Annotated in this window: 26 protein-coding genes and 1 pseudogene; 20 read left to right on the top strand and 7 right to left on the bottom strand. The window is 39.5% G+C overall.

All coding sequences use genetic code 11. The features are described 5' to 3' along the window. Nucleotides 1–104 precede the first annotated feature (104 nt). The 8 genes and pseudogenes from BW961_RS03925 (at nucleotide 105) to BW961_RS03960 (ending at nucleotide 9,010) form a co-directional block, all read left to right on the top strand. Complete coding sequence (locus BW961_RS03925) at nucleotides 105–779, top strand: response regulator transcription factor (protein WP_068580948.1); 675 nt, start codon at nucleotides 105–107, stop codon at nucleotides 777–779. After that, nucleotides 776–2,143, top strand: coding sequence for a sensor histidine kinase (locus tag BW961_RS03930; RefSeq protein ID WP_068580951.1), 1,368 nt, complete (start codon nucleotides 776–778; stop codon nucleotides 2,141–2,143). Before BW961_RS03925 ends, BW961_RS03930 begins: the two co-directional genes overlap by 4 nt. 209 nt (nucleotides 2,144–2,352) lie before the next feature. Then, nucleotides 2,353–3,333, top strand: coding sequence for an alpha/beta fold hydrolase (locus tag BW961_RS03935; protein WP_082867351.1), 981 nt, complete (start codon nucleotides 2,353–2,355; stop codon nucleotides 3,331–3,333). A gap of 203 nt (nucleotides 3,334–3,536) precedes the next feature. Further along, nucleotides 3,537–4,517: an alpha/beta fold hydrolase gene (locus BW961_RS03940; RefSeq protein WP_068580957.1), complete on the top strand. Its 981-nt coding sequence runs from the start codon at nucleotides 3,537–3,539 to the stop codon at nucleotides 4,515–4,517. A 128-nt stretch (nucleotides 4,518–4,645) separates the two neighbouring features. Beyond that, complete coding sequence (locus BW961_RS03945; RefSeq protein ID WP_068580960.1) at nucleotides 4,646–6,100, top strand: alpha/beta hydrolase family protein; 1,455 nt, start codon at nucleotides 4,646–4,648, stop codon at nucleotides 6,098–6,100. A 321-nt stretch (nucleotides 6,101–6,421) separates the two neighbouring features. Next, a pseudogene (locus tag BW961_RS03950) lies at nucleotides 6,422–7,009 on the top strand (ABC transporter permease); the annotation flags it as partial. Between the two features lie 66 nt (nucleotides 7,010–7,075). Next, on the top strand, nucleotides 7,076–7,732 hold the full coding sequence (locus BW961_RS03955) for an HD domain-containing protein (protein ID WP_068580962.1): 657 nt from the start codon (nucleotides 7,076–7,078) through the stop codon (nucleotides 7,730–7,732). 114 nt (nucleotides 7,733–7,846) lie between these two features. Next, entirely contained in the window at nucleotides 7,847–9,010 is a 1,164-nt protein-coding gene (locus tag BW961_RS03960) for a cupin domain-containing protein (protein WP_068580966.1), read from the top strand. On the opposite strand, the gene BW961_RS03965 is transcribed toward BW961_RS03960, so the two are convergent. Further along, nucleotides 9,007–10,281 carry an MFS transporter gene (locus BW961_RS03965; RefSeq protein ID WP_068580968.1) on the bottom strand — a complete coding sequence of 425 codons (1,275 nt, stop codon included), beginning with the start codon at nucleotides 10,279–10,281 and terminating at the stop codon, nucleotides 9,007–9,009. The two genes, BW961_RS03960 and BW961_RS03965, sit on opposite strands and share 4 nt — an antisense overlap. Before the next feature lie 65 nt (nucleotides 10,282–10,346). Continuing rightward, on the bottom strand, nucleotides 10,347–11,276 hold the full coding sequence (locus tag BW961_RS03970) for a LacI family DNA-binding transcriptional regulator (RefSeq protein ID WP_068580972.1): 930 nt from the start codon (nucleotides 11,274–11,276) through the stop codon (nucleotides 10,347–10,349). 216 nt (nucleotides 11,277–11,492) lie between these two features. Here BW961_RS03970 and BW961_RS03975 point away from each other — a divergent pair, with 216 nt between their 5' ends. From BW961_RS03975 to BW961_RS03995, 5 genes are all read left to right on the top strand, one after another. Next, nucleotides 11,493–12,173, top strand: a complete 681-nt coding sequence (locus tag BW961_RS03975; RefSeq protein WP_244555863.1) for a class I SAM-dependent methyltransferase — start codon at nucleotides 11,493–11,495, stop codon at nucleotides 12,171–12,173. A 148-nt stretch (nucleotides 12,174–12,321) separates the two neighbouring features. Continuing rightward, the gene (locus tag BW961_RS03980) at nucleotides 12,322–13,146 is read left to right on the top strand and encodes a Cof-type HAD-IIB family hydrolase (protein WP_068580977.1); all 825 of its coding nucleotides are present in this window, start codon (nucleotides 12,322–12,324) and stop codon (nucleotides 13,144–13,146) included. A 182-nt stretch (nucleotides 13,147–13,328) separates the two neighbouring features. Beyond that, entirely contained in the window at nucleotides 13,329–15,077 is a 1,749-nt protein-coding gene (locus tag BW961_RS03985) for a multicopper oxidase family protein (protein WP_068580980.1), read from the top strand. 80 nt (nucleotides 15,078–15,157) lie between these two features. After that, nucleotides 15,158–15,694, top strand: coding sequence for a GNAT family N-acetyltransferase (locus BW961_RS03990; RefSeq protein WP_076576675.1), 537 nt, complete (start codon nucleotides 15,158–15,160; stop codon nucleotides 15,692–15,694). Beyond that, nucleotides 15,669–16,205, top strand: a complete 537-nt coding sequence (locus tag BW961_RS03995; RefSeq protein WP_394327592.1) for a GNAT family N-acetyltransferase — start codon at nucleotides 15,669–15,671, stop codon at nucleotides 16,203–16,205. The genes BW961_RS03990 and BW961_RS03995 overlap by 26 nt, the downstream gene beginning before the upstream one ends. Before the next feature lie 105 nt (nucleotides 16,206–16,310). On the opposite strand, the gene BW961_RS04000 is transcribed toward BW961_RS03995, so the two are convergent. Beyond that, nucleotides 16,311–16,841 (bottom strand): dihydrofolate reductase family protein, encoded by a 531-nt coding sequence (locus BW961_RS04000; RefSeq protein ID WP_082867353.1) that lies wholly within the window; start codon nucleotides 16,839–16,841, stop codon nucleotides 16,311–16,313. A gap of 76 nt (nucleotides 16,842–16,917) precedes the next feature. On the opposite strand from BW961_RS04000, the gene BW961_RS04005 reads away from it, so the two are divergent. From BW961_RS04005 to BW961_RS04020, 4 genes are all read left to right on the top strand, one after another. Continuing rightward, nucleotides 16,918–17,865, top strand: coding sequence for a helix-turn-helix transcriptional regulator (locus tag BW961_RS04005; RefSeq protein WP_068580986.1), 948 nt, complete (start codon nucleotides 16,918–16,920; stop codon nucleotides 17,863–17,865). 292 nt (nucleotides 17,866–18,157) lie between these two features. Further along, nucleotides 18,158–18,976 (top strand): amino acid ABC transporter substrate-binding protein, encoded by an 819-nt coding sequence (locus tag BW961_RS04010; protein WP_068580989.1) that lies wholly within the window; start codon nucleotides 18,158–18,160, stop codon nucleotides 18,974–18,976. Nucleotides 18,977–19,030: 54 nt separating this feature from the next. Further along, nucleotides 19,031–19,699 carry an amino acid ABC transporter permease gene (locus BW961_RS04015; protein WP_068580992.1) on the top strand — a complete coding sequence of 223 codons (669 nt, stop codon included), beginning with the start codon at nucleotides 19,031–19,033 and terminating at the stop codon, nucleotides 19,697–19,699. A gap of 14 nt (nucleotides 19,700–19,713) precedes the next feature. Then, nucleotides 19,714–20,466 (top strand): amino acid ABC transporter ATP-binding protein, encoded by a 753-nt coding sequence (locus tag BW961_RS04020; protein WP_068580994.1) that lies wholly within the window; start codon nucleotides 19,714–19,716, stop codon nucleotides 20,464–20,466. 118 nt (nucleotides 20,467–20,584) lie between these two features. On the opposite strand, the gene BW961_RS04025 is transcribed toward BW961_RS04020, so the two are convergent. The 4 genes from BW961_RS04025 to BW961_RS04040 all read right to left on the bottom strand — a co-directional run bounded on the left by BW961_RS04025 (nucleotide 20,585) and on the right by BW961_RS04040 (nucleotide 22,869). Further along, entirely contained in the window at nucleotides 20,585–20,950 is a 366-nt protein-coding gene (locus tag BW961_RS04025) for a heme-copper oxidase family protein (RefSeq protein ID WP_068580997.1), read from the bottom strand. Between the two features lie 249 nt (nucleotides 20,951–21,199). Continuing rightward, nucleotides 21,200–21,646 (bottom strand): OsmC family protein, encoded by a 447-nt coding sequence (locus BW961_RS04030; RefSeq protein ID WP_068581001.1) that lies wholly within the window; start codon nucleotides 21,644–21,646, stop codon nucleotides 21,200–21,202. A gap of 212 nt (nucleotides 21,647–21,858) precedes the next feature. Then, nucleotides 21,859–22,422 carry an NADPH-dependent FMN reductase gene (locus tag BW961_RS04035; protein ID WP_068581004.1) on the bottom strand — a complete coding sequence of 188 codons (564 nt, stop codon included), beginning with the start codon at nucleotides 22,420–22,422 and terminating at the stop codon, nucleotides 21,859–21,861. 15 nt (nucleotides 22,423–22,437) lie between these two features. Then, nucleotides 22,438–22,869: a MarR family winged helix-turn-helix transcriptional regulator gene (locus BW961_RS04040; protein ID WP_068581007.1), complete on the bottom strand. Its 432-nt coding sequence runs from the start codon at nucleotides 22,867–22,869 to the stop codon at nucleotides 22,438–22,440. A gap of 584 nt (nucleotides 22,870–23,453) precedes the next feature. On the opposite strand from BW961_RS04040, the gene BW961_RS04045 reads away from it, so the two are divergent. The 3 genes from BW961_RS04045 (at nucleotide 23,454) to BW961_RS04055 (ending at nucleotide 26,591) form a co-directional block, all read left to right on the top strand. Continuing rightward, entirely contained in the window at nucleotides 23,454–24,053 is a 600-nt protein-coding gene (locus BW961_RS04045) for a TetR/AcrR family transcriptional regulator (RefSeq protein ID WP_068581010.1), read from the top strand. 116 nt (nucleotides 24,054–24,169) lie between these two features. Then, complete coding sequence (locus BW961_RS04050; protein WP_068581013.1) at nucleotides 24,170–25,378, top strand: MFS transporter; 1,209 nt, start codon at nucleotides 24,170–24,172, stop codon at nucleotides 25,376–25,378. Nucleotides 25,379–25,511: 133 nt separating this feature from the next. Beyond that, complete coding sequence (locus BW961_RS04055) at nucleotides 25,512–26,591, top strand: AI-2E family transporter (protein ID WP_068581015.1); 1,080 nt, start codon at nucleotides 25,512–25,514, stop codon at nucleotides 26,589–26,591. Nucleotides 26,592–26,647 lie beyond the last annotated feature (56 nt).

Genomic DNA, 26,647 nt, shown 5'->3' on the forward strand with positions numbered 1-26,647 from the left:
CGTAAATTTAATCATGCGTCTTCTTCAATTCTTTCTATCTACTTTGTATTTATAGTACAATGGTTACTATTATATGTGATTGAAAACAAGGAAAGAGGGAACGGATGCCTACTATACTGGTTGCTGACGACGATGCGAACATTCGCGAACTCGTCTGTTTGTTTCTACGCAACGACGGATTTACAACTTTCGAGGCTGCGGACGGCAAGGAAGCACTGAGCGTGTATGCTTCGACGCCTGTCGATTTGGTCATACTTGATATTATGATGCCAGTGATGGATGGGTGGACATTATGTAAGGAGCTCCGTAAAAGCAATCCTGATCTTCCCTTACTCATGTTGACAGCGAGAGGTGAAACATGGGAGAAAGTGAAAGGGTTCCAACTTGGGGCTGATGATTATTTGACGAAACCATTCGATCCATTGGAGTTGACGGCTCGTGTGGGGGCACTACTGAAACGTTTCCGGATTGGCTCCACGCAGTCGATTCGGCTCGGCAACGTCATTCTTGATAGGCAGACATATAAGGTGATGAGAGGGACGGTGTCGTTTACTTTGCCACTCAAGGAATTCGAATTACTGTATAAGCTCGCTGGAACACCTGGACAAATCTATACGCGTGAGCAATTGATCGATCAAATTTGGGGGATCGATTACGCTGGAGATGATCGAACGATAGACGTACATATTAAACGCTTGCGCGAACGATTCGTGACCACATCCGATTTTCGTATTGAAACGGTGCGTGGGCTTGGGTACCGGCTTGAGGTTTACGAATGATCAGATCCTTATATATACGTGTTGTCCTGACATTTCTACTCTCCGTCATTGGGGGCACGATCATTTCTTTTTTTGTGTCAACTTGGATATTCGAAGAAAAATTGAACGACAACGCGCAAATCAACTTACGTAACTTTGGACAAGACATCGTCCGGATTTACAAAATCCTTCCGTTAGATGAAGCGGACTCGTTCGTAAGTGAAATGAAGCAGCTCGATTCCTATTATATTCGGATTTACGAAGCAACAGGTCAGTTCCAGTCTTACGGAGCGCTTAACGGACACAAGCCTGCTACTGTGACAATGGAACAAATAAAGAAAGTATTAGATGGAGGAGTTGTTCAAGACACTCCGAAGGGTATTGTTACGGTCCTCTTAGGGTTGCCGCTCAAAACGGAAATGGGAACGAAAGCGATATTTTTGGAAATGCTCGCCCCCCCTTCTGCCTCTTTTGTAACCAAGTGGGCATTGATCTTTGCAACCTGTTCGTTGATTGCAGGAAGCTTATTTATTCTAGTCGCCTCCGTATTTCTGGTAAGACCGATCAAAAAACTAACAAATGCGACCAAGCGTATAGCATCTGGAGATTTCAATGTCAAGCTGAATATTAAGCAAACGAGTGAGCTGGGTACTTTGGCTCGCAGCTTCGAGGAAATGATGCACGACCTGCAGCAACTTGAGCAGATGCGAAGGGAATTCGTAACGAACGTGTCCCACGAGGTTCAGTCTCCGCTCACCTCAATATCCGGTTATGCAATAGCGCTCAAGAAAGTAGACATCGCAGAAAACGACCGAAGCCGCTATCTCGATATTATCATCGCTGAAGCCAATCGGATGTCTAAGATGAGCGATAACCTGCTAAAGCTGAGTTTGCTTGAATCGCAGTCACAGCAACTGCGGTTAGTCACGTTCAGCCTTGATGAACAGATCAGACGAGTTATCGTCGCAATCCAGCCGCAATGGTCAGCTCGCAACATCCGTTTCGAGCTCAATTTGAAGGCTATTATCCTGAGCGCTGATCCTGACCAGCTCAATCAGGTGTGGACCAATATACTCGGTAATAGCATCAAATTTTCCAAAGAAGGCGGCGTTATTAACGTCAGCATCAAACAAGATATCAACAACGTGATAGTCCGAATATCCGACACTGGCATTGGTATTTCCTTAGAGGACCAGAAGCGTATATTTGAGCGGTTTTTTAAGGCTGATCGTTCCCACAGTCGTAAGTATGGCGGTAGCGGTATGGGACTCGCCATCGTTAAACAGATCGTATTGCTTCATCAAGGCGACATCCAAGTGGAAAGTGAACCTGGCCAAGGAACGACCTTCATTGTCAACTTGCCGATCACTACACCAACAGATTAGTCATTTCCATGTGGGATCAATCGGATTGACTAACCACATTCTCCATGCTATGGCATCATGTGCAAGCTTTCTTGCATGTGACGCGTAGCATTTTTTTGCTTATTCATACTCAGTTCATATTGTCGTCATATGGAGTACATCTTCGTTGTATAAGGTATGTTTAATAGCTAGTTTAAAGTAGACCAATAAACAGACGAGGACAGGAGAAGATGAGAGTGAAACCAAAAGAAGAGGTAATAAAAAAGAGGATGGGTAAACCGCTTGCCATTATACTTAAATCCTTAGGAGCTATAGCGATAGCCATAGTACTTTTTCTAGCTATTGTTTTTATCGTGAATGTGATTTGCAACAAATCTGAGCAAGGTAAAATAGAATCCTATGGTCAGTCTGTTACCGTCGATGGAAAAAATATGAATGTGTTGATTCAAGGAAAAGGCGAAGAAACCGTCGTGATCCTACCTGGGTTTGGAACAGCAGCACCAGCACTAGATTTTAAGCCGTTAGTAGAAGAGCTATCACCATTTTACAAAGTCGTCGTGATTGAGCCTTTTGGTTATGGATTAAGTGATCAAACCGAAAAGGAACGAAGCACAGAGAATATTGTAAGTGAAATTCATGAAGCGCTGCAGAGTCTTCATATTGACCGATATATTCTAATGGGCCACTCCATTTCAGGCATTTACGGACTAGATTATGTGAATAAATATGAAAACGAAGTGAGTGCATTTGTTGGGCTCGATAGCAGTGTTCCAACGATAAGCGAGAGGAAGATTGAATCTTCAGAATTAGAAACTGTTAAACTACTGAAAAAATCAGGTTTCTCTAGATTGGTCATGAAACTAGGTACTGATCCATTGGCTGCACTGCCATATGATGATAAAACGAAAGAACAAATGAGAATGCTTTTGCACAAAAACATGTATAATCCCAGCCAATTAAATGAAATTGAAAATATGTATTCTAATTTTAAAGCATCTGAAAATGTAACATTCCCGAAAAATATTCCCGTTATTTTCTTTATACAAGCGAATCACCCAGCAACTGATCGATGGATACCAGGGCATAAAGAACAAATAAAAGATTCTGTATATGGAAAAGTGATGCTATTGGAAGATGGACATTATTTATATCGTACCAAAGCAAAAGAAATTGTAAAAAACTTAAGAGGATTTATGAATGAAATAAAATAATTCGCATTATCTCAACGCTGTTCCCGCATTCTCCATGCTACTGTGTCATGTGCAAGCTTCCTTGCATGTGACGCAGTAGCATTTTTTTTGTTCATATTCAGTTCATATTGACGTCACGGGGAGTACATCTTCGTCGTATAAGCTATGTTTAACGGCTAGTTTAAAGTAGCCCAATAAACAGACGAAGACAGGAGAAGATGAGAGTGAAACAACCAGAGGAAAAGAAAACGAAGAATGGATCGAGGGCCAAGAAAGTGCGAAACATTATACTTAAAATAATAGGAGCAATCGTAATCGCCATTGTTCTGTTTCTAGGTATTGTTTATATCACGAATGTGATCAGTAGCAATTCAGAGGCGAAAAAGATAGAGCCTTACGGTCAGCACGTATCTGTAGACGGGAAAAATATGAATGTGTTAATTCAAGGCGAAGGCAAGGAAACGATCGTGCTTCTGCCAGGCTATGGAACGGCTGCACCAGCGCTTGATTTTAAGCTGCTCATCGATGAACTATCTCCATATTACAAGGTTGTGGCGGTTGAGCCATTCGGTTATGGATTAAGTGATGGAACTGAAAAAGAAAGAACGGCAGAAAATATCGTAAGTGAAGTTCATGAAGCTCTACAGCAGCTTAACATTAACCAATACATGCTCATGGGCCACTCCATTGCAGGCATTTACGGCATTGATTATGTGAACAAATATCCGGATGAGGTAACTGCATTTGTCGGAATCGATAGCAGTGTTTCAACACAACCGGGTATGGATGCCAAATTGCCTACAAAAATGTTCGGATTCCTTAAAAAATCAGGTCTCCAAAGATTAGTGGTCAAATTTGGTGGTGATCCTTATGCTGGACTCCCATTTGATGAGCACACTGTAGAGCAGATGAAAATGCTGTCGAATAAAAACTCGAATAGTTCCACGATGTTAAATGAGATGGACCATATTTCTTCCAATTTTAAAGAGGCTCAAGGTTTAACCTTCCCTAAAGATCTTCCACTTCTTCTCTTTATTCAAGCGAATAATGAAGGTGTAAAAGGGTGGATACCTTTGCATGAAGGGCAGATCAAAGATTCGGTACATGGAAAAGTAATAACAATGGATGGCGAACATTATTTACACCATACGTTATCTAAAGAAATAGCTGAAGACTTCAGAGCATTCATGAACGAAGCGAAGTAAATATCCTGTAAAAGTCTACTCGTGATTTCACAGTGTGTATTAATGAATATGAAAATCCGTCCTGTGGGACGGTTTTTCCATAGTAAGTCCAATTCGGCCGATGTCCGTGATGAAAGAGAGGAATTCAAATGAGATTATTTGAAATGCTTTTAGTTTTATCCTGTTTCGCTTTACTCGTAGATCTATTGTTTATTAAAAGAAGTGCAAAGAAAATAGGCTTGGGTTTGGGTATAGGAAGTAGCGTTATACTATTAGTTCAATTGTTTGTTGAGGGATACAGATGGCAGTTGCTTTTGGTATATATTATGACGGCTCTATTCATACTCATCGTTTTATTCAGACATTCCGAAAAGATGGTGAATCTAAAAATAGGGAAGTTCTTGAAATATAGTTTATCTTCCTTGATCGTCATTTTACTTGTTGTATCTACCGGCTTGTCTGTATACTTACCTGTCTTTAATTTGCCGAAGCTTGATGGTCCAGAGAAAGTAGGTACTCAAACATTTCATTTTACAGATCAGAACAGAGATGAAGTATTAACTGAAGATCAAAGCGATAAGAGGGAACTAATGGTTCAAGTTTGGTACCCTACTGAAAACAGCAATAACAACAAAAGAGAACCTCTTTTTCCAAAAGATAAAGAAATGTTCAAAAAGTATATCCAGACATACTCTAGTTCTTTAAATCTTCCCGATTTTGTGTTCAATTACTGGAAGTATAGTAAAACCAACTCTTATGAAAATGTAGAAATATTACCTTCTACAAGTCCTTATCCTGTGGTACTGCTATCTCATGGTATGGGAACCAGTAGAGTTCTACATGCATCACAGGCAGAGAATCTGGCCAGTCATGGGTTTATCGTGGTCACAATCGATCATACGTATAGCACCTTTGCTACCATTTTTCCGGACGGCCGTGTAACAGACTATATAACAAAAATGACAAAAATAGATGACCGTAGTAAAGTTGGGGATATATGGACAAAAGACGTTGAGTTTGTTATCAATCAAATCGAAAATCTAAATTCAGGTGTAATTGAAAGTCAATTTAAAGGGAAGATCGATTTAAATAACATGGGCGTGATGGGGCATTCTTTTGGGGGAGCAACAGCGTTTAATACAACTTATTTAGATCCTAGAATCAAGGCTGGGGTCAATATGGACGGGTCACTATATAAAGTGAAAAATAGAGATGATATAAACAAGCCGTTTATGTTCATAAGATCGGGAAGTTTTAAAGAATGGTTAGTAGATTTTAAAAAGGATAAAAATTCGGATGACGAAATAACTAAACAACTTTCAGATGAGCTGCACATTATGAAAAATGTTATCAATCAGGGGGGAAATGTGATTTATATAGAAGGAACCCAACACTTCAATTTCACGGACCTTCAATTCTATTCTGAGTTGATTAAACTGACTGGGATAACAGGAGATATAAATGGTAAAAAAGGATCAAGCATCGTAAATCAATATGTACTCGATTTCTTTAATAAGCAACTGAAAGGAACGGGTGGAAATCTGATTCAGGGGCCGAACGACATGTATCCAGAGGTGAAATTTATAGAGCCGGAAGAACTCTAACCGATAATGTCCGACTGAGTAGAGTGACGCTGTAATATTATTTTATCTGTTCATATTCGGTTCATATAGACGTCACGAGTAGTACATCTTGATTGGCTAAGCTTACTTCAGCACCAAAGTTAAGATAGCCCAAAAAACATGTAAGGACAGGAGAGGATGCAAATGGTACAACAAGAAAAAATGAAAATGAGAGCGCCCAAGAGGATAGCCAAAAAACGAACTTCAATCGCCGCTGTAACCCTGGTGTAAACAATGTTAGCTCCTATGTCTGCAATGGCCGCACCGGCTGCCATGAACAGCAGTAATCTTACGTATGATGGTTCTATCCTCATAGCAGTAGCTATTGGGACAATTCTTGGGCTTATTTCCGGTTATTTCGGGGGATGGATTGATAGCCTTATTATGAGAATTACGGATATGTTCATGGCATTTCCCTATATCATGCTTATTCTTGTTGTTGCAAGCATTGTAGGACCAGGACTTATGAATATGATTATTATTCTGGGGGTTCTGGGTTGGCCAGGTGTCGCACGTCTTGTACGAGGGAATGTGCTAACCCTCAAAGAGGCTGAGTATGTTAAGGCAAGTGTTGTACTGGGTTATTCAACGCCAAGGATATTATTTCTTCATATTCTTCCTAATACCGTGGCTCCTATATTGATCTATGCTACCTCAGGAATTGCAGGAGCTATTCTCGATGAAGCAGCGTTGAGTTTTCTAGGCCTTGGTGTTCAACCGCCCACGCCAAGCTGGGGGAACATGCTTGCTAGTGCTCAATCGCTAACTGTACTTACATCACAACCATGGCTGTGGATTCCACCAGGTGTTATGATTATACTGAGCGTATTGTCCATTAACTTTGTGGGTGATGCCCTACGTGATGCACTCGATCCGAAGAATACAAAATAGTTAAAGCCGGTAATCCTCGTAAGCAGGTTGCCGGTTATTTGTCTACATTAAGGGAGCGTGATTGATATGAATGAGATATCTCAAGCAAGGATTATACAACAGGCAACGGAATTTGTACGAAGTGAATTAGAGAACGAGAGCAGTGGACATGACTGGTATCATATTTATCGTGTTACGCAATCGGCCAAGACGATTGCAATAGAAGAGGGAGCAGATTTATTTGTGTGTGAACTTGCTGCGCTACTCCATGATATTGCTGATGCTAAGTTAAATATTAGCGAGGAAGTGGGTTTAGCGAGAGTGAATGCTTGGTTGGAACAACACGAAGTTCCTACGAAGGCTTCCCATCATGTTATGCAGATTATTTCCACGATGTCTTATAAGGGTGGTGGCAAACCTCCAATGGCCACACTTGAAGGGATGGTTGTTCAAGACGCCGATCGTCTGGATGCGATTGGGGCGATGGGGATTGCGAGAGTCTTTGCATTCTCAGGTGCAAAGGGACGGAAGTTCCATGACCCTTCGCAACAACCACGTAATGGCATGTCTGAAGAAGAATATCGCAATGGTGATGATACCGCTATTAATCATTTCTACGAGAAACTGCTGAAGCTCAAAGATTTGATGAATACGAACTATGGCAGAACGCTTGCTTTGGACCGTCATCAATTCATGCTGGATTATTTAGATCGTTTCTATGCGGAATGGGATGGGACGAAATAAGTAGCTTTAAATAATGGTGTACAAACTACAAATGACATAACCCTATGAACGTCCTCATATATTCCAGTTGGTATGTTTTTGATTTCCAATTGGTGTATGAGGAGTGTGCGGTGTATGAGTAAGCCTATAAATTTCAAGGTTATGTATGATGAAGTACCAGAGCCTATAAGACCCGATGGGGCAGGTGCGACGGATCTAGGGCCACGGGATATCATTAGGGACTTGGAGAACCCCAATATGTTAGTACCTCCAATAACGGATGCTGGAACGGTTCCCAACTTACGATTCTCCTTTTCGGATACGAACATGGTTCTGAAAGAAGGGGGTTGGTCGAGACAGATTACTTCAAGAGACCTTCCGATCGCCACCACTATTGCTGGGGTGAATATGAGTTTGACGCCAGGAGGCGTTCGGGAACTACACTGGCATAAGCAAGTAGAATGGTCCTTCGTGACGGTAGGAAAAGCAAGAATTACGGTCGTTGATCAGAATGGTCGAAATTTCATCGCAGATGTTGGTGTAGGTGATATATGGTATTTCCCACCAGGGCTGCCGCATTCTATTCAAGGTTTAGAAGAGGGATGTGAGTTCATTCTTGTATTTGATGAGGGTGACTTCTCGGATTTAGATACATTTTCGATCTCAGATTTTTTTGCACATACTCCCAAAGAAGTACTCTCCGCTAATTTTGGCGTGCCTGAGCGTGCATTTGAAGATATACCTAAGGTGCAAAAGTATATATTTCAAGCTGAAGTACCGGGTCCCCTTGAAAGTGTAGCTATCCCCGATCCATTCGGTACAAGAAATTTTACGCATAACCTACTCGGCCAACAACCGATTATATCTCCTGGTGGCTCGGTTAGAATTGTGGATTCTAGCAACTTTCCAGTTTCAGAAAAAATCGCCGCCGCATTAGTGGAGATTGTACCAGGTGGCATGAGAGAATTACATTGGCACCCTAACAATGATGAATGGCAATATGTATTGTCTGGGACTGGACGAATGACAGCTTTTGCCGCTGATGGTGTCGCACGTACGACGGATATCAGAGCAGGGGACGTCGGGTATATGCCGTTTTGTTACGGACATTATATCCAGAACACGGGTAAGGAAACACTATGGTATCTAGAAGTATTCAAGAGTAGTCATTATGCAGACATATCCTTAACCCAATGGATGTCCTTAGTACCTGATCAGCTCGTGCGTGATAATCTGAACGTAGGTTCTGAGGTTATGGATTCTTTACGGAAAACGAAATGGCCAGTTGTTCGATTCTAATGATAATTCCTTATTACTGATAGTTTGCCTATTGCACATATTCCGAATGTTAAAAGCAAACCTCCAATGGTGAACATGACAGCATTTGAACTAAATATATCAGCATAATAGGATGCTATACCTAGACCAACGGAGGGAGCTACACTCATAATTGAACCTAATACCCCAAATACCCGTCCTTGGAGTTCTTCTGAGACTTCAAGCCGAAGAATGATGTTAATTAACAAGGTACAAAATGAGAACATGAAACCAATGATGAGGATGATGGGGATTGCTGCAGTCGCAGTTGTAGTGAATGATAAAAGGATATACATAGGTCCAATCAAAAGTAAATTGATCATGATGAGTTTACCTCGTTGTTTAATTCTGCTACCTAATAACAAAATTAATCCAGAACCTATCATATAACCAAGTGGAATACAGGCTTCCATGAGTCCGAACTGAAAAGGCGTGGATCTCCATACGGTAACGGCCATGACTTGAGTCAACATTAAAGAGGGCATAAAGAAAAGAGTAAGCGTGGGTGACATAATAATGACAGCTTTAGCAAAAGGATCTATCCAAAGGTAACGAAGACCCGTGATTAAATCATCGATAAATTTACTTTTCACTTTTTTTAACGTGTTGGCTCTAGAAGGAGAGAGAAAAGAACCCGCTAATAGAACTAGAATAAATGACACTAGAAAAGTTATTCCGTCAAAGATAATGGCTTGTGATACGCCAAAGGCTGCCACGAAAATTCCCCCGACTGAAAAACCCACTGTTCTACAGACATTTTCTGAGAACGTAATTATACCAACAGCTTTCTGAATGTGTTCTTTGCCAACTACATTAACAAGTGAGGCTTGATATGCAGGAGATTGAAATAATGCCGAAGCAGTTACAAGTCCAGTTAAAATCACAATTAAGAAAAAAGGTGTGTTGGGTACGGAAATGAAGAATGCAATGGTAATTACGAGTCCAAAACTAATGATGTCGGTAATGAGCATGATTGTCCTGCGATTCATTCTGTCAGCATAAGTACCTGCTATAGATCCTAATAATGAACTGAGTACGAGATTGGTTACTACAATTACGGCCATCATTTTAGCACTACCTGTCATCATGAGGACCCACAAATTTAACGCTATGCTATGAAACGTATTACCAAACAAAGAAATTGAATAAGACATAAGTAACATAAGAAATTGCTTGTTTCTCCATACGGTAGGAAATGTTTGTATTGCGGCTTGACTGTGATCTGTTGAAGTTGAAATTTGTGGATTGTGCATAAATGATCCTCCTCATATATTTCTTCATATTACAGCTTAAACGTTTAAGTTATTTTCAAAAAAAATTAATTTTCTGAGTTCACTTTTATATAATGTCTATTAAGATTCTGTGTAGAATAGTCAGCTTTTTGCAATAATTGTTCCATTACTCGCAAAGCAGTAGCAGATTTATCTTCTTGAAAGGTGATGGTTCGCGTGTTTGCTCTTGTTAATATTTCTGGACAATGACATGTGCAGATAACCGTAATACTGTTAAATATATTCAGTTTCTCAAAATAATTTCCAATGAATTCATTAATAACGATCGCTTCAGTAAAGCGGGTGTTTGTTGATATCGCTTCCAGTTCTGAAATATCATTAACAATGTAAATGGCATCCTCTGATAAGTTGACTGCATCAAGTATGTATCTGACCAATGAAGCATTATTATATTTCTCCATGATTAAGCAGACTTGAGACGGATCATAGGGTGAAGCCAATTGTAAAGCGGCATGATAATCAAAGATGATTTGTTTAAATAATTTATCTTCTATGATGCTATCAATCAAAATTAATGGAATACCTTCAACAAAGTGAGAAGAAATGGAGTAGAAAACATCGTCTCGAACATCCACTAGAAATACGGCCTCTAGTTTTCTTTCTACAATGATATCAAGTGAAGGATTGGCTGCATCCAAAGTAAATAGAAGCGTGTGATACCCTGCTGAAGTCAATAACTGTTCCAAATTCCCAATAAAAGAGGAATAATTGTGACGTTTCCAATATGGTATATTAGGAGACTTATTTATAAGAATCCCAATCAGTCCAGTTTTCTTTCTAACGAGTGAGCGAGCTGTCAGATTGGGTATGTAATGAAGCTCTTCTGCTAAGCGTAAAATGTGTGAACGTGTTGTTTCAGGAATTGTCTGATTATCAACGTTGTTCAGAACATAACTAACAGTCGCAACAGAAACGTTGGCTTTAGTAGCAATATCTTTCATCGTAGTCTTTTTCAATATAAGGATCACCCTTGTCATGTTTAATATCTTCAAGTTAGCATTTCGTTAGAGTGAGAGTCAATAGAAAGAAGATATATTATTCATAGAATTATTATAGGTGTATCCTATTAAGAAGATAGTATCTATATATTTCCAATTCATCAATTTCAACTGTAAAATAAAATGATAATACGAGGTGGATCTACTTCGAAAATAGATAGAAAGGTGGTATGTATGATGAGCGATTTATTAAAAAAACAATTTGATGCTGTCGCACAGAGCTATGACCTTCAACGTCGTCCATTAATTCCATGTTTTGATGATTTCTATAGCACTGCTACGGCTTGGGTTAATGTAGATAAGAATTCGCCACGTATATTGGATATAGGTGCCGGAACAGGACTGTTCTCTGCTTATGTTCAGCAGAAGTATCCAGAAGCACAATTGACTTTAATTGATATAAGTGAAGAGATGTTAAAGGGGGCACGCACGAGGTTCGGTGAAGATCCTAACGTTCAGTATATTTCAGGAGATTTCGCGACGTATTGCTTTGATGGACAGCCGTATGACGCTGTTATTTCATCCTTAGCGATACATCATTTAACTCATGAAGATAAAAGCAGACTATTTCACACGATACACACACTCTTAACCGATGGTGGTATCTTCGTTAATGCGGATCAGGTTGCGGGCACATCGGATTATTTCGATAAACGTTATAAAGAGCAATGGGAGCATACGATTAGTCAGAGTGAACTTTCAAATGAAGTTATCGTTTCCGCAATCGAACGAAGAAAGCTAGATCGTAACGCTACCATTGAGGATCAGCTCAATTGGCTATACGAAGCTGGATTTGCTGAAGCAGATTGTATTTATAAATACAATGAATTCGCTGTGTTTTTTGCACAGAAATAATGTAAGACGCAACTTGAATGAGACTTTCGAAGCCCATTCATGATATCATGAAGTAAATAAGATTGATATGAAGAGACATCCGAATAGGGTGTCTTTATATTTAGCTATTCGCACTTATACTAGAGGTTTAGAAAGGGACGGAAGAATAATGGACTATAAAATGATCGTACTTGATTTAGATGATACGCTACTTTGCGATGATCATACAATATCACCACGCACAAAGAAAGCATTGATGGATGCACAAGAGGCAGGAGTTAAAGTAGTTCTCGCTTCAGGTCGTCCGACATTTGCTATGACGCATATTGCTAAGGAATTAGAGCTTGAGAAATACGGAAGTTTTATTCTATCTTTTAACGGTGCCCAAATCAGAAACTGTACAACCAACGAGCTCATATTTAGTAGTACTTTGACACCTGAAATTGCACATGAGCTATATCATATTAGTAAAAAAGAAGAAGTAGGGATCCACACCTATATTGGGGATGATATCGTAACCCCTGCGAATAACGAATATACTGATATCGAAGCTCAAATTACAGGAATGCCAATTGTAGAAGAAGTAGATTTCATAAAAGCGATTCAAGAACCCGTTGTTAAGGTATTAATGGTAGATTCACCAGAAAGATTAGTCATCCTAGAAAAGAAAATGCAACAACAACTTGAGGGTAAGTTAAATGTCGTACGTTCTAAGCCATTTTTCTTAGAATTCACAGAAGCGGGAGTAGACAAAGGGACAAGTTTACATCATCTGATTCAGAAATTAAACATTCAGCAAGCAGAGGTTATTGCTATTGGTGATAGTTACAATGACCTTGCGATGATTAAATTTGCTGGACTCGGTGTTGCTATGGGGAATGCGCCGGATGATATTAAAGAAATCGCTAACTATGTAACCGATACGAATATGGAAGATGGCGTGGCGAAGGTTGTTGAAACGTTTATTCTAAACAAAATGTTGCACACGAAATAAAATAAGATGTAGATAAACGTTATATTGGTTGTGTATTGGAGGAGATTGCTTAAGGGCAGCTCCTCTTTTGTTTATTCGAATGAATTATTATGTTATAAAAGTTTTGTAATGAATTGGTAATAGGGGCAAGTATCACTCCTTTTCTTCATATACCTTAGTAGAATGGAAAGGAGAGGATGGACATGGTACAACCTTTAGATCCAAATGGTATTCCTAAATACATAAATCAACTCGAAACCCCACCCGTATTTATGCCAACTTGTATACAGCAGCCTGAGACGGGGCAAGTGATTGGGCATGCATATAAAATAAATGTGAGTGAATTCCAACAACAAATATTACCACCTGGATTCGGTCCAACAAAGGTTATAGGTTATGGTGGTATGATACGGAATCCGACTCAAGGAAGAGCGAATTACTTTAGAAGTGCACCAGGGCCTACGTTTGAAGGCATTCGGGGAATTCCTATCCATGTTCAATGGATAAACAACCTCAATAAGCCTCTTTTTCTACCGGTTGATCCAACTCTCGTTTGGGCCAATCCCAATTCAATGACTATTCCGGGTCCGCCATTTCCATCATTTCCACCTGGATTCCCTCTGGCACAAAAAACTGCACCCATGGTCACTCACTTACACGGCGGGGAGACCCCATCTTATTTCGACGGTCATCCTGATGCTTGGTTTACTGCAGATCGAAGGACTGGCCCAGCATTCTCAACGAATAACTATACCTACCTCAACTTACAAGAACCGACAACCCTCTGGTATCATGACCATACCATTGGATTAAATCGTTTGACCGTATATGCAGGTCTTGCAGGGTTCTATTTACTCCGTGAATTGAATGACCCCATCGCACCGTTTCTCCCAAGTTGTGAGAATGAAATTCCACTGATCATTCAGGATAGGTCTTTTCATACGGATGGTTCTCTTTACTATGAACAAGTGGGGGATAACCCAAGTATTCATCCTTACTGGGTACCCACGTTTTTTGGGAACACAATAACGGTAAATGGAAAGGTGTGGCCGAATCTTAATGTCAAACCTCAACAATACCGTTTTCGTCTATTAAATGCATCTAACTCACGAAGTTATCATTTCCAACTTTCAAATGAACAGACATTTATTCAGATTGGTAGCGATGGAGGTTATTTACCTCACCCTGTAGAACTTAGTTCACTCATGCTTGCACCAGCGGAAAGAGCAGATATTCTTATTGATTTCTCTATTCTAATGCCTGGGACGACGGTTATATTAAAGAACATCCCTGGTGGAACCCCGGCGGACCCACATACAGTCGGTCAAATTATGCAATTTACAGTTATAAATGAAGCAGTCCAACGTCCAAAGAAGTTGCCACCCGTACTAAACAATATTCCACGACTGATTCCAACAAGAACGAGAACATTTACTTTATTTGAGCTAGAAGGTCCTAATGGTCCTTTAAGAGTAACACTGAATGGCCAATTGTTGCGAAGCCCCATCACCGAGCTACCACGAGCAGGAACGACAGAAGATTGGCGAGTCGCTAATCTTACAAATGATACCCATCCTATACATCTTCATCTTGTACAGTACCTGCTCGTTAGCCGCCAGAAATTTCGATCTGATGATTACTTAAGAGACTGGAAGAAGCTAAACCTAACGACAGCTCCTGGGACTCCGCCTTATTTTGTTAAACCCAAGGTCTTGCCATTTGAACCATATTTCGTAGGACCTCCAATGGAGCCTCCTCCTAATGAACAAGGATGGAAGGATACCGTACGAATGAATCCTGGCGAAGTAACAATTATAAGAATTCGGTTCGCATCCCAGAACGGTAATCCATATCCATTTAATCCAAGCCGGGGTCCTGGCTATGTGTGGCATTGCCATATGCTTGAACATGCAAGTAATGAGATGATTAGACCGTTTAAGGTAGTACCTTAATGGCAGCCTAAACATATTGACTGTTAGTCATTTTGCTGTTAATATTTTCTTTCTATTATTGTAGAAGGGGCTGATATCATTTGGGTAGCAATGACATATATTTAAGACTTCTTGAGATGAAGGATGCAGGCGATCTTCATGCCTTGAAACTTAGAAACCGTGAGTTTTATCAACCTTTTGAACCGATCAGGGATGAATCGCACTTTACGCTCGAAGGACAGGAACAAGAGATTGCGAATGGGTTGCAAGGGGTGCTGAATGACCAATCGTACATCTTTGGAATTTTTCTTAAAGAGTCGGATGAGATTATTGGAAGAATAGCATTGACGGGTATTGCTCGGGGTCCTTTTCAGAATGCATATATGGGTTATTACATCGATCAACAACATAATGGTAAAGGTTATGCAACAGCGGGAGTATCATTATGTGTGAGTAAAGCTTTTGATGAGATTGGCTTACATCGTGTTGAAGCTGGGGTTATGCCACGCAACATTCCATCCATCCGCGTATTAGACAAGGTTGGCTTTAGACAAGAGGGTCTAGCTACAACTTATTTGAAAATTAATGGTGTGTGGGAAGACCATATCATATTTGCGATTACGGCTGATAACAGGTAAGGCGGTGAAGATCATTCAGATTATTGAAACTGAGAGATTATATTTGAGACAGTACGAAGATGACGATTTCACTTCTCTTTATGCTATTTTTTCTGATCCAGAAACGATGTCATATTATCCTGCTCCCTTCAGTATCCAAAAAACACGAGATTGGATTAAACGAAATCAAGAAAGATACGTAACCGATGGATTTGGGCTATGGGCAATTTGTTTGAAGGGAACGAATGAAGTAATTGGGGATTGTGGACTAGTTAAGCAAATCATAGACAATTGTGTTGAGGTTGAAATTGGATATCATATTCTCAAAAGATTATGGGGTAAAGGGTTTGCCTCTGAAGCAGCTAATGCTTGTAAGACGTATGGGTTCCATCAGATAGGATTAAAGAAGATGGTTAGTATTATTGATCCTGATAATTTAGCATCAATTCGTGTTGCAGAAAAGATAGGTTTTACGAAAGAAAGTGAAGTGTTTATTTTTAATAAAACGCATTTAATATATTCTAGTGGCTAAGCCCTATTAAGGCAACAACATGATAGCTTCAAAAAGTGAACCCGTCTAACACGTGATTTCCGTGTTTTGGCGGGTTCTTTTTAAATGGTTCATAATGTTTCATCTTTATTTAAAATCATAATGTAGTTCCACGAATTGTCCGTATCGGGTTGTCTTGACTAGATTCAATGATTGGAAATCCTTAATTCCAGTCAATAATGGGATACCACTTCCTAATATAACGGGTGCAATAGTTACGATAAGCTCCTTAATGTATTTGTTATTGATGAGCTCAGATATCAGTAGACCTCCTCCCGCAATCCAACATTTCGTATAAGATCGAGTTGAAAGAGAAGATATCAAATCTTCGATCGTACCATTAATGAAGGCTACATTCTCATCTGCTCCATAACGTGTATTAGTATATACATAACAGTCCTTTCCACTATAGGGAAACGGAACATCAAAACCTATAATTGTCTCATAAGTGTTCCTACCCATGATCATCGCATCGACTCCAGAATAATACTGTTCATAACCGTTATCTCCATCCCCTTGTATGTGATGTAACCAATCAACATTTCCCTCTTGTGTTGCAATAAAGCCATCTAAGCTCACCGCGAGATAAACACTCAGATGTTGTCCTTGAACCATCATAACCACTCCTTGTTATTGTATTAAGTTCATACTAATATATAATCACGACAAAATTTGACGTCTAAACGGAGGGACTATGAATAAATTTCAGCAATTAAATGCGGTATGGCTATATATCAATCAAGCAAAAGTATTTAATGCAAAGGATATTGCTATGCAATTTAACATTTCGGAAAGAACTGTACAACGATATATTGCGGAGTTGTCTGAACTGGGGCTGCCCATTAATTCCGAATCAGGTAGAGGCGGTGGCTACAGAGTTATGCCTAATAAATTATTGCCACCCATATCATTTACGCATGATGAAGTCTTTAGTATCTTTTTTGCATATCAATCCATTGAGAATATTAAAAGCTTACCTTTCCATGCTGATTACAAAGCTGTCTTGAACAAATTGCTGAATCAGACAGAAGCAAAGTTCAGAAGCGAAATCAATGATCTGAAAGAATACATCGTATTTCTGTCACCTAACAGAGATTACGACAATCCTTTTTTGAAAGAAATATTTATACATTCACGAAATAAGGACACTATAATCATAGGTTATCAATCGACAAATCAACATTCAGTGAAAAAGATCATTCCCATTGGTTTGTATACATCTAAAGGTTTATGGTATGTCGTAGCATCTGATGTATCTAAAGATAAGGTCGTTACTTTACGTGTAGATCGAATCAAAGACTTGGAATTTCATCATTCGAACTCGGACAAGTTATATCTGCCGACATTACAGGATTGGTTAAGCAATCGTAATGAATCGTTCGGATCGACGATCCAGTTTCATGTTGAATTGACTTCACAAGGGGTAATGAAATGCCGGGATAATGAATTCTTAGACAAACATATTTGTCAGAGTGATGATGGAACCGGATACGTAGAAATAGATGTTCCAGAGTCGGAGTTAAATCATATGACAGAATATTTCTTCACGCTCCATCAGGATGCAACAATAATTAGACCTCAGGAAGCGATTAACAGAATTTGTGATATGGCAATAGGGATTATGGATAAATACATTGGATAAATGTGAAATTAAACACCTGGTATTATTTTGCTGTTATTTTAGGTGGAACTGCAACATTGTAAACTAAGTTAAAATGAAGAAATTAGCCTTATATAGCGGATATATCATAGAACATAAATTATTATCATAATGCAGATAAATCAGAACTTAAGGTTATTATTTGCAATTAATTTAATTCAGATAGATATTATCGGATTAATTTATTGACCAGTAATGATATTAGGGTGTACTATTCAATTTGCTAGCTTTAAGCTTGAGTTTTTAGGAGGAGAAAGGAGAGGGCGAAATAGATATGAAAAAGTTAAGCATAATGATACTGGTGGCTTTGACTGCGGTGCTTGTAGTAGCTTGCGGAAACAATGCCAATAACAATAAAGGTACAGCAGGGTCACAAGAATCTGTTACCCAAAGCAGCTTAGATATCGTTAAATCAACTGGCAAGCTTCGTATCGGTACTGAAGGGACTTATGCACCTTTCACATATCATGATGCGAATGGGAAGCTAACGGGTTTCGATGTTGAAATCGCAGAAGAAATCACAAAGCGTCTAGGCGTCAAACCTGAATTTACAGAGACACAATGGGATGGGCTCGTTGCTGGTATGGATGCCAAACGATTTGATGTTATTTTTAATGAGGTATCCATTAGGGATGATCGTAAAGCTAAATATGACTTCTCCGATCCTTATATTGTCTCAAGGGCTGCACTGGTTGTAAGCTCAGACAACAATGAAATTAAGACCTTTGCTGATTTGAAGGGGAAAAAGTCGGGGCAATCCTTGACGAGTAACCTCGCCGCAATTGCCCGTGAGAATGGTGCTGAAATCGTAGCTGTGGATGGATTTAATCAGGCTATTGACCTTTTGAGTTCTGGACGTATTGATGCAACTATAAATGACAGCTTGTCTCTTCTAGACTTGAAGAAAAAGAAACCGGATGTGAAGATCAAACAGGTGGATGAAATAGCCGACGGATCTCACAGTGCTGCGTTATTCCTGAAAGGAAATGATGAACTGGTCAAAGCGGTCAATGAAGCGCTGGCTGAAATGAAGAAAGATGGAACGTATCTTCAAATTTCGGAGAAGTACTTCGGAGTTGACGTTTCCAAATAATAGATGGACGAAGGCTGACCCATTGCCAAAAAATCTAAGAAGGATGTCTGATTAATGGATGAGCGTAAAATACAAATAGTACTGGATTCATTGCTACCCCTACTTAAAGCTGGGGTGGCTTTTACTATCCCCTTAACTTTGATTTCATTTGCCATAGGACTTTTTCTGGCTGTGTTGACCGCCATTGTCCGTATTTCCTCGTGGAGGATCCCAAAGTTGATCTTCCGGTTCTATGTATGGGTCATTCGAGGGACTCCTCTGCTAGTGCAGTTATTTATCATTTTTTATGGATTGCCTGCCATCGGAATTACACTGGAGCCATTAACAGCGGCCATTATTGGCTTCTCTCTTAGCGTCGGGGCCTACTCCTCAGAAATCGTGCGTGCAGCAATTGTATCTATACCTAAAGGACAATGGGAAGCTGCATCTTCGATTGGTATGACACGGAGTCAGGCGCTTCGTCGAATTATTTTACCGCAAGCGACTCGAGTGTCAGTTCCGCCGCTAGCAAATTCATTCATTGGTTTGGTTAAGGATACGTCGCTTGCTGCAAGTATCACGTATATGGAGATGTTTCGAACCTCACAACAGATTGTAGCTACCACGTACGAACCACTTCTGTTATACTGCGAAGTTGGTGTCATCTATCTACTGTTCTGCTCGATTCTATCTACTTTGCAAAACTACCTAGAGAGAAGGCTTGCTAGATACTCTGCGAGTTAAAGGAGGAGATATGAGTGATTGAGATCCTTGATTTACATAAGTCTTTTGGTGCACTAAAGGTATTAAAGGGGATTAATGTGAAGCTAGAACATGGCAAAGTGCTTGTTATTATTGGACCATCAGGTTCTGGTAAAACCACATTGTTACGTTGCTTCAATCTGCTTGAAGTCCCTGATCAGGGGAGCATCGAGCTGGGTGGAATGAAGTTAAACTTTACAGATTCAAAGAAAATTTCACAAAATAACGTAGTTACGTTACGCCAAAAAACAGGCATGGTCTTTCAGTCATACAATTTATTTCCACATATGACGGTGCTAGGTAATGTGATGGAAGGTCAGATCACGGTACAGAAGCGTTCGAAAGTGGAGGCACGCAAACGTGCTATGGTCTTACTAGAGAAGGTCGGACTCGCTGATAAGTCGGACTCTTATCCACATCAATTATCCGGGGGACAGCAGCAACGAGTCGCGATTGCTAGGGCGATGGCTGTTGAGCCTGAGGTGCTTCTATTCGATGAGCCAACGTCGGCACTTGATCCCGAATTAGTAGGGGAAGTATTAAAGGTCATGAAACAGTTGGCTGCTGAAGGGATGACTATGGTTATAGTCACTCATGAAATGAAGTTTGCGGCTGATGTGGCGGATAAAATTATCTTAATGGAAGATGGTCATATTCTAGAAGAAGGAACGCCAGTGGAAGTACTTGAACATCCAAAAAGTACACGTGCGCGACAATTTCTTAACCGATTGAGCGGTGAAGCTGACTAACAACATTTAACTTTCATTATGATTACGCTCCTTATTTGGTGAAAATAAGCACCTATTGTGAACAAGTGAGTTTTGATAATCACTTATAGACAATAGGTGCTTTTCTATTTTAAGAGGTCTATTTTATCCGTTTAAATACGTTGATTGTCCCCAAGAGTACCGACACAATGATCATTAATCCTCCTAATGAGGCGATAGGGATACCGACTGTTTTATGATCTGTTGCAAACAATACCATGCTGATTACAAGTAGAGGTAAGCCGAACATGTGTAACCAATATTGGGAATTTGCAAGTTTAGTTTGCGCAGCCTCGGGGTATGCCTTATAGATTAGCCCAATAATAGCCAAGGAGACCCAACCTAACAAATTGATGTGGGCATGAACAGAGGTGTACTGGAACTCTTCGCTGATACCCATGACTAAACCGAAGATGGTTCCAATCAAAAAGTAAATCACTGACGCTTTAATAAATCGTGCGCTCATTTGTTTCCTCCTTAGGAATGAAATACATAGGGAATACGGCATATATGTATTCGTTCAAGTATGATTTTATCCCTAAGTTTAATTAATTTGACACAATATTATGTCATCGTAATTTCTCTTTCGTCCTTGCCGGAATTCACAATTCGATTGTAAGTTTCAATTGCTATTAGATCTTTGAGAACTAAAATAAGCTAACATCGGATGGTTACCGATATTAGCTTGCTATTGTGTGTTGAATCTAGTCAGGTTTTAATTTTCTATTACGATACGTTCTAACTTGACATTAACCGGATGCGCTATGGTATCTCCAACCGGACATTTACTCTCTAAGAATTGTACGAATTCCTCAACTTTCTCCTTGGGAGAATCTGTTTTGATAGTGAAAGTATAACGGATATCGGAGTAACCTGGACGAACATCGGATTTGTTAAAGAATCCATCGAGATCAAGTTCTCCTTCAACATCTACACGGAAATCATCAAGTTTTACTCCGAATTTAGGCGCATAGACTCTTGCCACGATCGACTGGCATGCACCCAGAGAGGCTAGTAGAGCTTCGACTGGATTCATTCCTGTATCCGTTCCACCCAAACTCTCCGGCTCATCTATAATCAGCTCGAAATTTCTGGCAGTAGTTTTCACTTTAACACCGTCTTGTAAATGCGCAGTAGCTTTGAAAGTTTGAATAGCAGCCATAGTACACTCTCCCTCAATAAAGATATAAAATAATTGAAAATCATAATTCACATTAAACTACTAGGAATTATTTGTATTATATCAATGGAAATGAATGACTGTCAATTCATTTCGATGTAGGAAAGAGAGGGACATGTAAAGAAAACAACAAAAAAACCGCTTTCGAGGCGGTCTTTTAGCATATGATTTTGTGGTGAGTATCTTTTATTATTTTATGATTTAGCGACAAAGGCGCCTGTATGTTGATCATACCAACTTATAAAATTTGTAACGATGATATTAAGGAATGCAACCGTTGGTTCATGGACCAATTGACCCGCGTCATCAAATTTCTCATGGACCGCACCGATGTAGACTTCATTACGAGGAAGTAGTGGGGAGGAGATACCTGGGGAAAACAGAATCCCACGTAAATGTTCTTGTGCTCGGACAGTTCCTAATGCCCCCATAGAGGCGCCCATGATAAATGAAGGTTTGCCTACCATGACTTTATCGACACGTGACAGCCAGTCAATAGCGTTCTTCAATATGCCGGGAATTGAATAATTATATTCCGGGGTAACCCAAAGAACCGCGTCAGCTTGAGCAACTTTTCCGATGAATTTTTGAACGGTTTCAGAGGGCATCAGTTCAATTTCTTGATTATAAAAGGGAAGATCTGTTATCGGTAAAATTTCAATATCAAGCTTTCCTTCATATGTTCTCTGCATATACTGTGCAAGTTTCATGTTAAATGAATTCTTCCGGTTACTTCCTACAATCGCTACAATTTTCATTCATCATTCCTCCAATTATAATGGATTAACATTCCCACTGACTTTCATGAGTAGTCTCTTTAACTCCGTCAATTCTTCATCAGTAAAGCCGCTGTTCAACAGCTCTTTTGTTCTGCTACTGATTCGATCAACTTCATCACTAAGCGCGCGCCCTTCGTCGGTCAGATATACTTGAACGGCACGGCGATCGATTGCACTTCCAGTTCTTTTGATAAATCCTTTCTGCTCAAGACTAGCAAGCATCCGTGTAATACTAGACTTATCTTTCTTCAACGTATTCGCAATATCATTTTGAGAGATGCCTTCCTTTTTCAAAAGAAGGGCAATCACAAGATATTGTTCGGGAGCTAACTGCAGAGGGACTAACCAGTTTTTTAGAACATTTGTTATTTCAAGATCTACTAAATGAATCATGACGCCAACATGATCAAAAATTTTTGGTTCCATTAGATCCGCCTTATTGGTTGACATATCAACTATATTACATTAATTTAGAAAAAAATGGAACATTTAATATTTAGTGAGAGAGACCGAATAGGATTAATAGAGAAAGTGATAAATTGGTTTAGCAGATCGAGATTTCACTCCTTGAAATAGTCCCATCTTTGTCATTAACATAATCTGTACCGTATTCGCAATTACTATTCTTTTCCCAGTTTATTTCGTACTCATTACTTGGTGTTAACACCGATAAATCGGTGAATCCATAGCCATATGGCTGTGGGTCTTTTTTTGAATGTCCTCAATTGAAAGCAGCATTGAACATTCCTCAATAAAGGGTGAATTTCGTTTTTTTTCATACAGTGTTAAAGAGTTGTTGGAACTAACTAAATGAAATATTAAATAACATAGAAAGCTTTCTGCCGGAATGTCCTCATAATCAACAGGGGATTCCGGTTTTCTTTTTTTTGAATTATTTTGAGGTGAACTATTGAATGATGATGTGACTCGTGTTAATATACTGAATGAACGTTCAGTATTAATAGTGAATCAATGTAGTAAAGTTCATAGATGAATCGGAGTGGAAGTATGTGAATAAGAAGCAGTTGCAAAGTGAAGATACCAAAAAAAGAGTTGCGGACGCTGCAAGAGGTCTATTTGCTCAAAAGGGGTACAAAGCAACTTCCATTGAAGACATTGTGGGGATTACGGGGAGCAGTAAGGGAAATATCTATTACCATTTTAAAAGTAAGGAAGGATTGTTTCTCTATTTGATTGATGAGTGGGATCAGGAATGGGAGCAACAATGGCAAGAAAAAGAGTCACTTTACACAACAACGACAGAGAAGTTGTACGGGGTTGCAGAGCAAATGGTTCTCGAAGATTTAAATCATCCACTAACGATGGCGGCAGATGAGTTTTTCAATAACGAGGAGAAAGCTAATGATGTTGAAGAACGAATAACCGAGATGGTGAAGGGACACCTTGATTTCTATCAGAAGTTGATACAACAAGGTATTGATAACGGAGAATTCAAGCCAAACAATGTGGAGGGTCTATCCGTAGTGTTTGAAAGCTTAACGATGGGGCTCAGTCAGATGTCTCGAAAATTAAATCAGAAGGATGCACTCGCATTATATCATTTAGCCATTTCAGTGTTCCTGCATGGGATCGCCAAAGAGCCCAACTGATTCTAATAGAATGAAGATTGTAGACAACACATGTCATATTACAAAATGAACGTTCAGTATATTTTTGTTACACAAAGTTACAGCACGGAGATTGCAAAATTCGGGGGATTATTTCAATGACATTATTATTAAGAAATAGGGGCGCACTATTACTCCTGATGTTTAACATTTTTTTGGTCTTTACAGGTATCGGTCTCGTAGTACCTATCATGCCTACTTACATGAGAGAACTTCATATTAGTGGAAGTACGGTTGGTATGCTAGTAGCGGCATTTTCATTAACACAACTTATATTTTCACCTGTAGCTGGTAGGTTGTCTGATTCATTGGGACGCAAAAAGATTATTGTTGTAGGTATGATTGTTTTTGCACTTTCAGAGTGGCTATTTGGTTCAGCAAGTTCGACTTATCTGTTGTTTGCAGCTAGATTCCTTGGAGGAGTTGGAGCAGCATTCATTTTCCCAGCAGTTATGGCTTATGCAGCAGATGTTACCTCGGATGAAGAGCGTGCTAAAGGTATGGGGTTCATTACTGCAGCGATCACAACAGGATTCATCATCGGTCCAGGGATCGGAGGCATCCTAGCAGAGTACGGAATTCGCGTACCATTTTACGCTGCGGCAATAGCCGGTGGGTTAGCAGCTATTATTACTGCATTGATTCTGCCCGAATCATTAACAGCTGAGAGACGTAGAGCCTCTAAGGATGTTGTCAAACAGAGCTTACCTGCACAGTTAATGCGTTCATATCGCGAACCTTACTTTTTAAGTCTGATCATCGTGTTTGTTGCTTCTTTCGGATTGGCAAACTACGAGACTGTATTTGGACTATTCGTAGATCATAAATTTGGCTTCACAGCGAAAGATATTGCCTATATTATTACGTTTGGGTCCATAGCTGGTGCTGTTGTGCAAGCTACGGCATTCGGATGGATACTGAATAAATTTGGAGACAAAAAGGTCATTTCTTATAGTTTGGTTATATCAAGTGTTTTCGTATTTTTAACTCTTTTTGTACACAAATATTGGTTGATTGTTGTGGTTACATTTATTGTGTTCTTAGCTATGGACGTATTACGTCCGGCAATTAGTACTCAGATGTCAAAGGTGGCACCAGAACAGCAAGGATTTGTAGCAGGCTTGAATTCTGCCTACACAAGTCTTGGGAACATCATTGGGCCTATCGTAGCAGGATTTTTATTCGATCTAGATATTAATTATCCTTATCTGTCAGCTGCTATCGTTCTAATGCTATGTTTCGTATTATCCATGAAAGCAAAAAGTAATCAGATTTCTGAAACCAAATGTCGAATTTCACGTAGATAGTATGATGACTTATTTGAAAAGACGCTCGGTCTTTGTTTGGACGAGCGTCTTTCTGGTTACAATCTTTAAGGTGAAGAAGGACCTTGGTTACCTTTTATTAGAATAATAATTTACAGAATTTGGAGGAATAATATTGACCTCATTGAACCGATTTATCAAAATTTGTATCGCAATTATTTTAGTATTTATTATTATTTATTTAGGCTCGCTTGTTGATTTTGTATTTAAGCCTTTCCTTTCATTATTCAGTATCATTATGGTGCCATTAATGCTAGCTACTTTTTTCTATTACCTTTTGCGGCCGCTTGTGAACAAGATGGTACGTCCGAAATTAAACAGGACCATGGTTATTTTAATTATTTATTTAATATTCGCTATTCTTTTGGGTGTATTTATCATTGGCGTATTCCCATCCCTAAGGACTCAATTTTTCAACTTAGTTGATAATGGACCAAATCTGTTGAATGCATTGAGTAAACAGCTACAAGACTTAGAACAGACAGGATTCCTATCGAAAATCCTTCCAGATGATGTGAGCCCTCTAACGCAATTGAACGAATATCTGAATAAGGGATTCTCATTATTGACCAATTACTTGGCGGGTATGTTTTCATTCTTCTCGAATTTTGCGGTTATTCTGTTGACCTTCCCTATCTTACTTTTCTATATGTTGAAAGAGGGAGATAAATTCGGACAGAAAATTGTTAGCTTCATGCCTATGCGTTTCCGTGAAGAAGGCAAAGAGGTTGTACATGATATTGATCATGCAATAAGTGGATTCATCGTGGGTAGAGTTGTTGTGAACCTTGCACTTGGTGTGCTGATGTACATCGGATTCCTAGTTATAGGTCTGCCTTATGCACTATTGCTGACTGCGGTAGCCGTTATTATGAATTTCATCCCATTCATTGGTGCTATTCTATCGGCTATTCCGATTGTAATTATCGGATTGATTGAATCACCTTCCGTCGCCATCTGGTCGTTAGTTGTGATTCTAGTTGCACAACAAGTTCAAGATAATATTATTTCACCATATATTTTCGGCAAACAGCTAGATATACACCCACTTACGACGATTATCTTGGTCTTAGTTGGTAGTGACGTGTTCGGAATTATCGGAGTAATCGTCATTATTCCTGTATATATGATTGTTAAAATTGTAGTTGTAAAGATGTATCAACTTTTCTTTAAACAGAAATGGGAAGATGCTTAATAAAGGCAGAGGTAAGGTTGAAGGAGAGGTCGCGTTAGACGCGGCCTCTTTTTTGC

It is taken from the genome of Paenibacillus macquariensis (genome assembly GCF_900156375.1).
GTDB lineage: Bacteria > Bacillota > Bacilli > Paenibacillales > Paenibacillaceae > Paenibacillus_AQ > Paenibacillus_AQ macquariensis.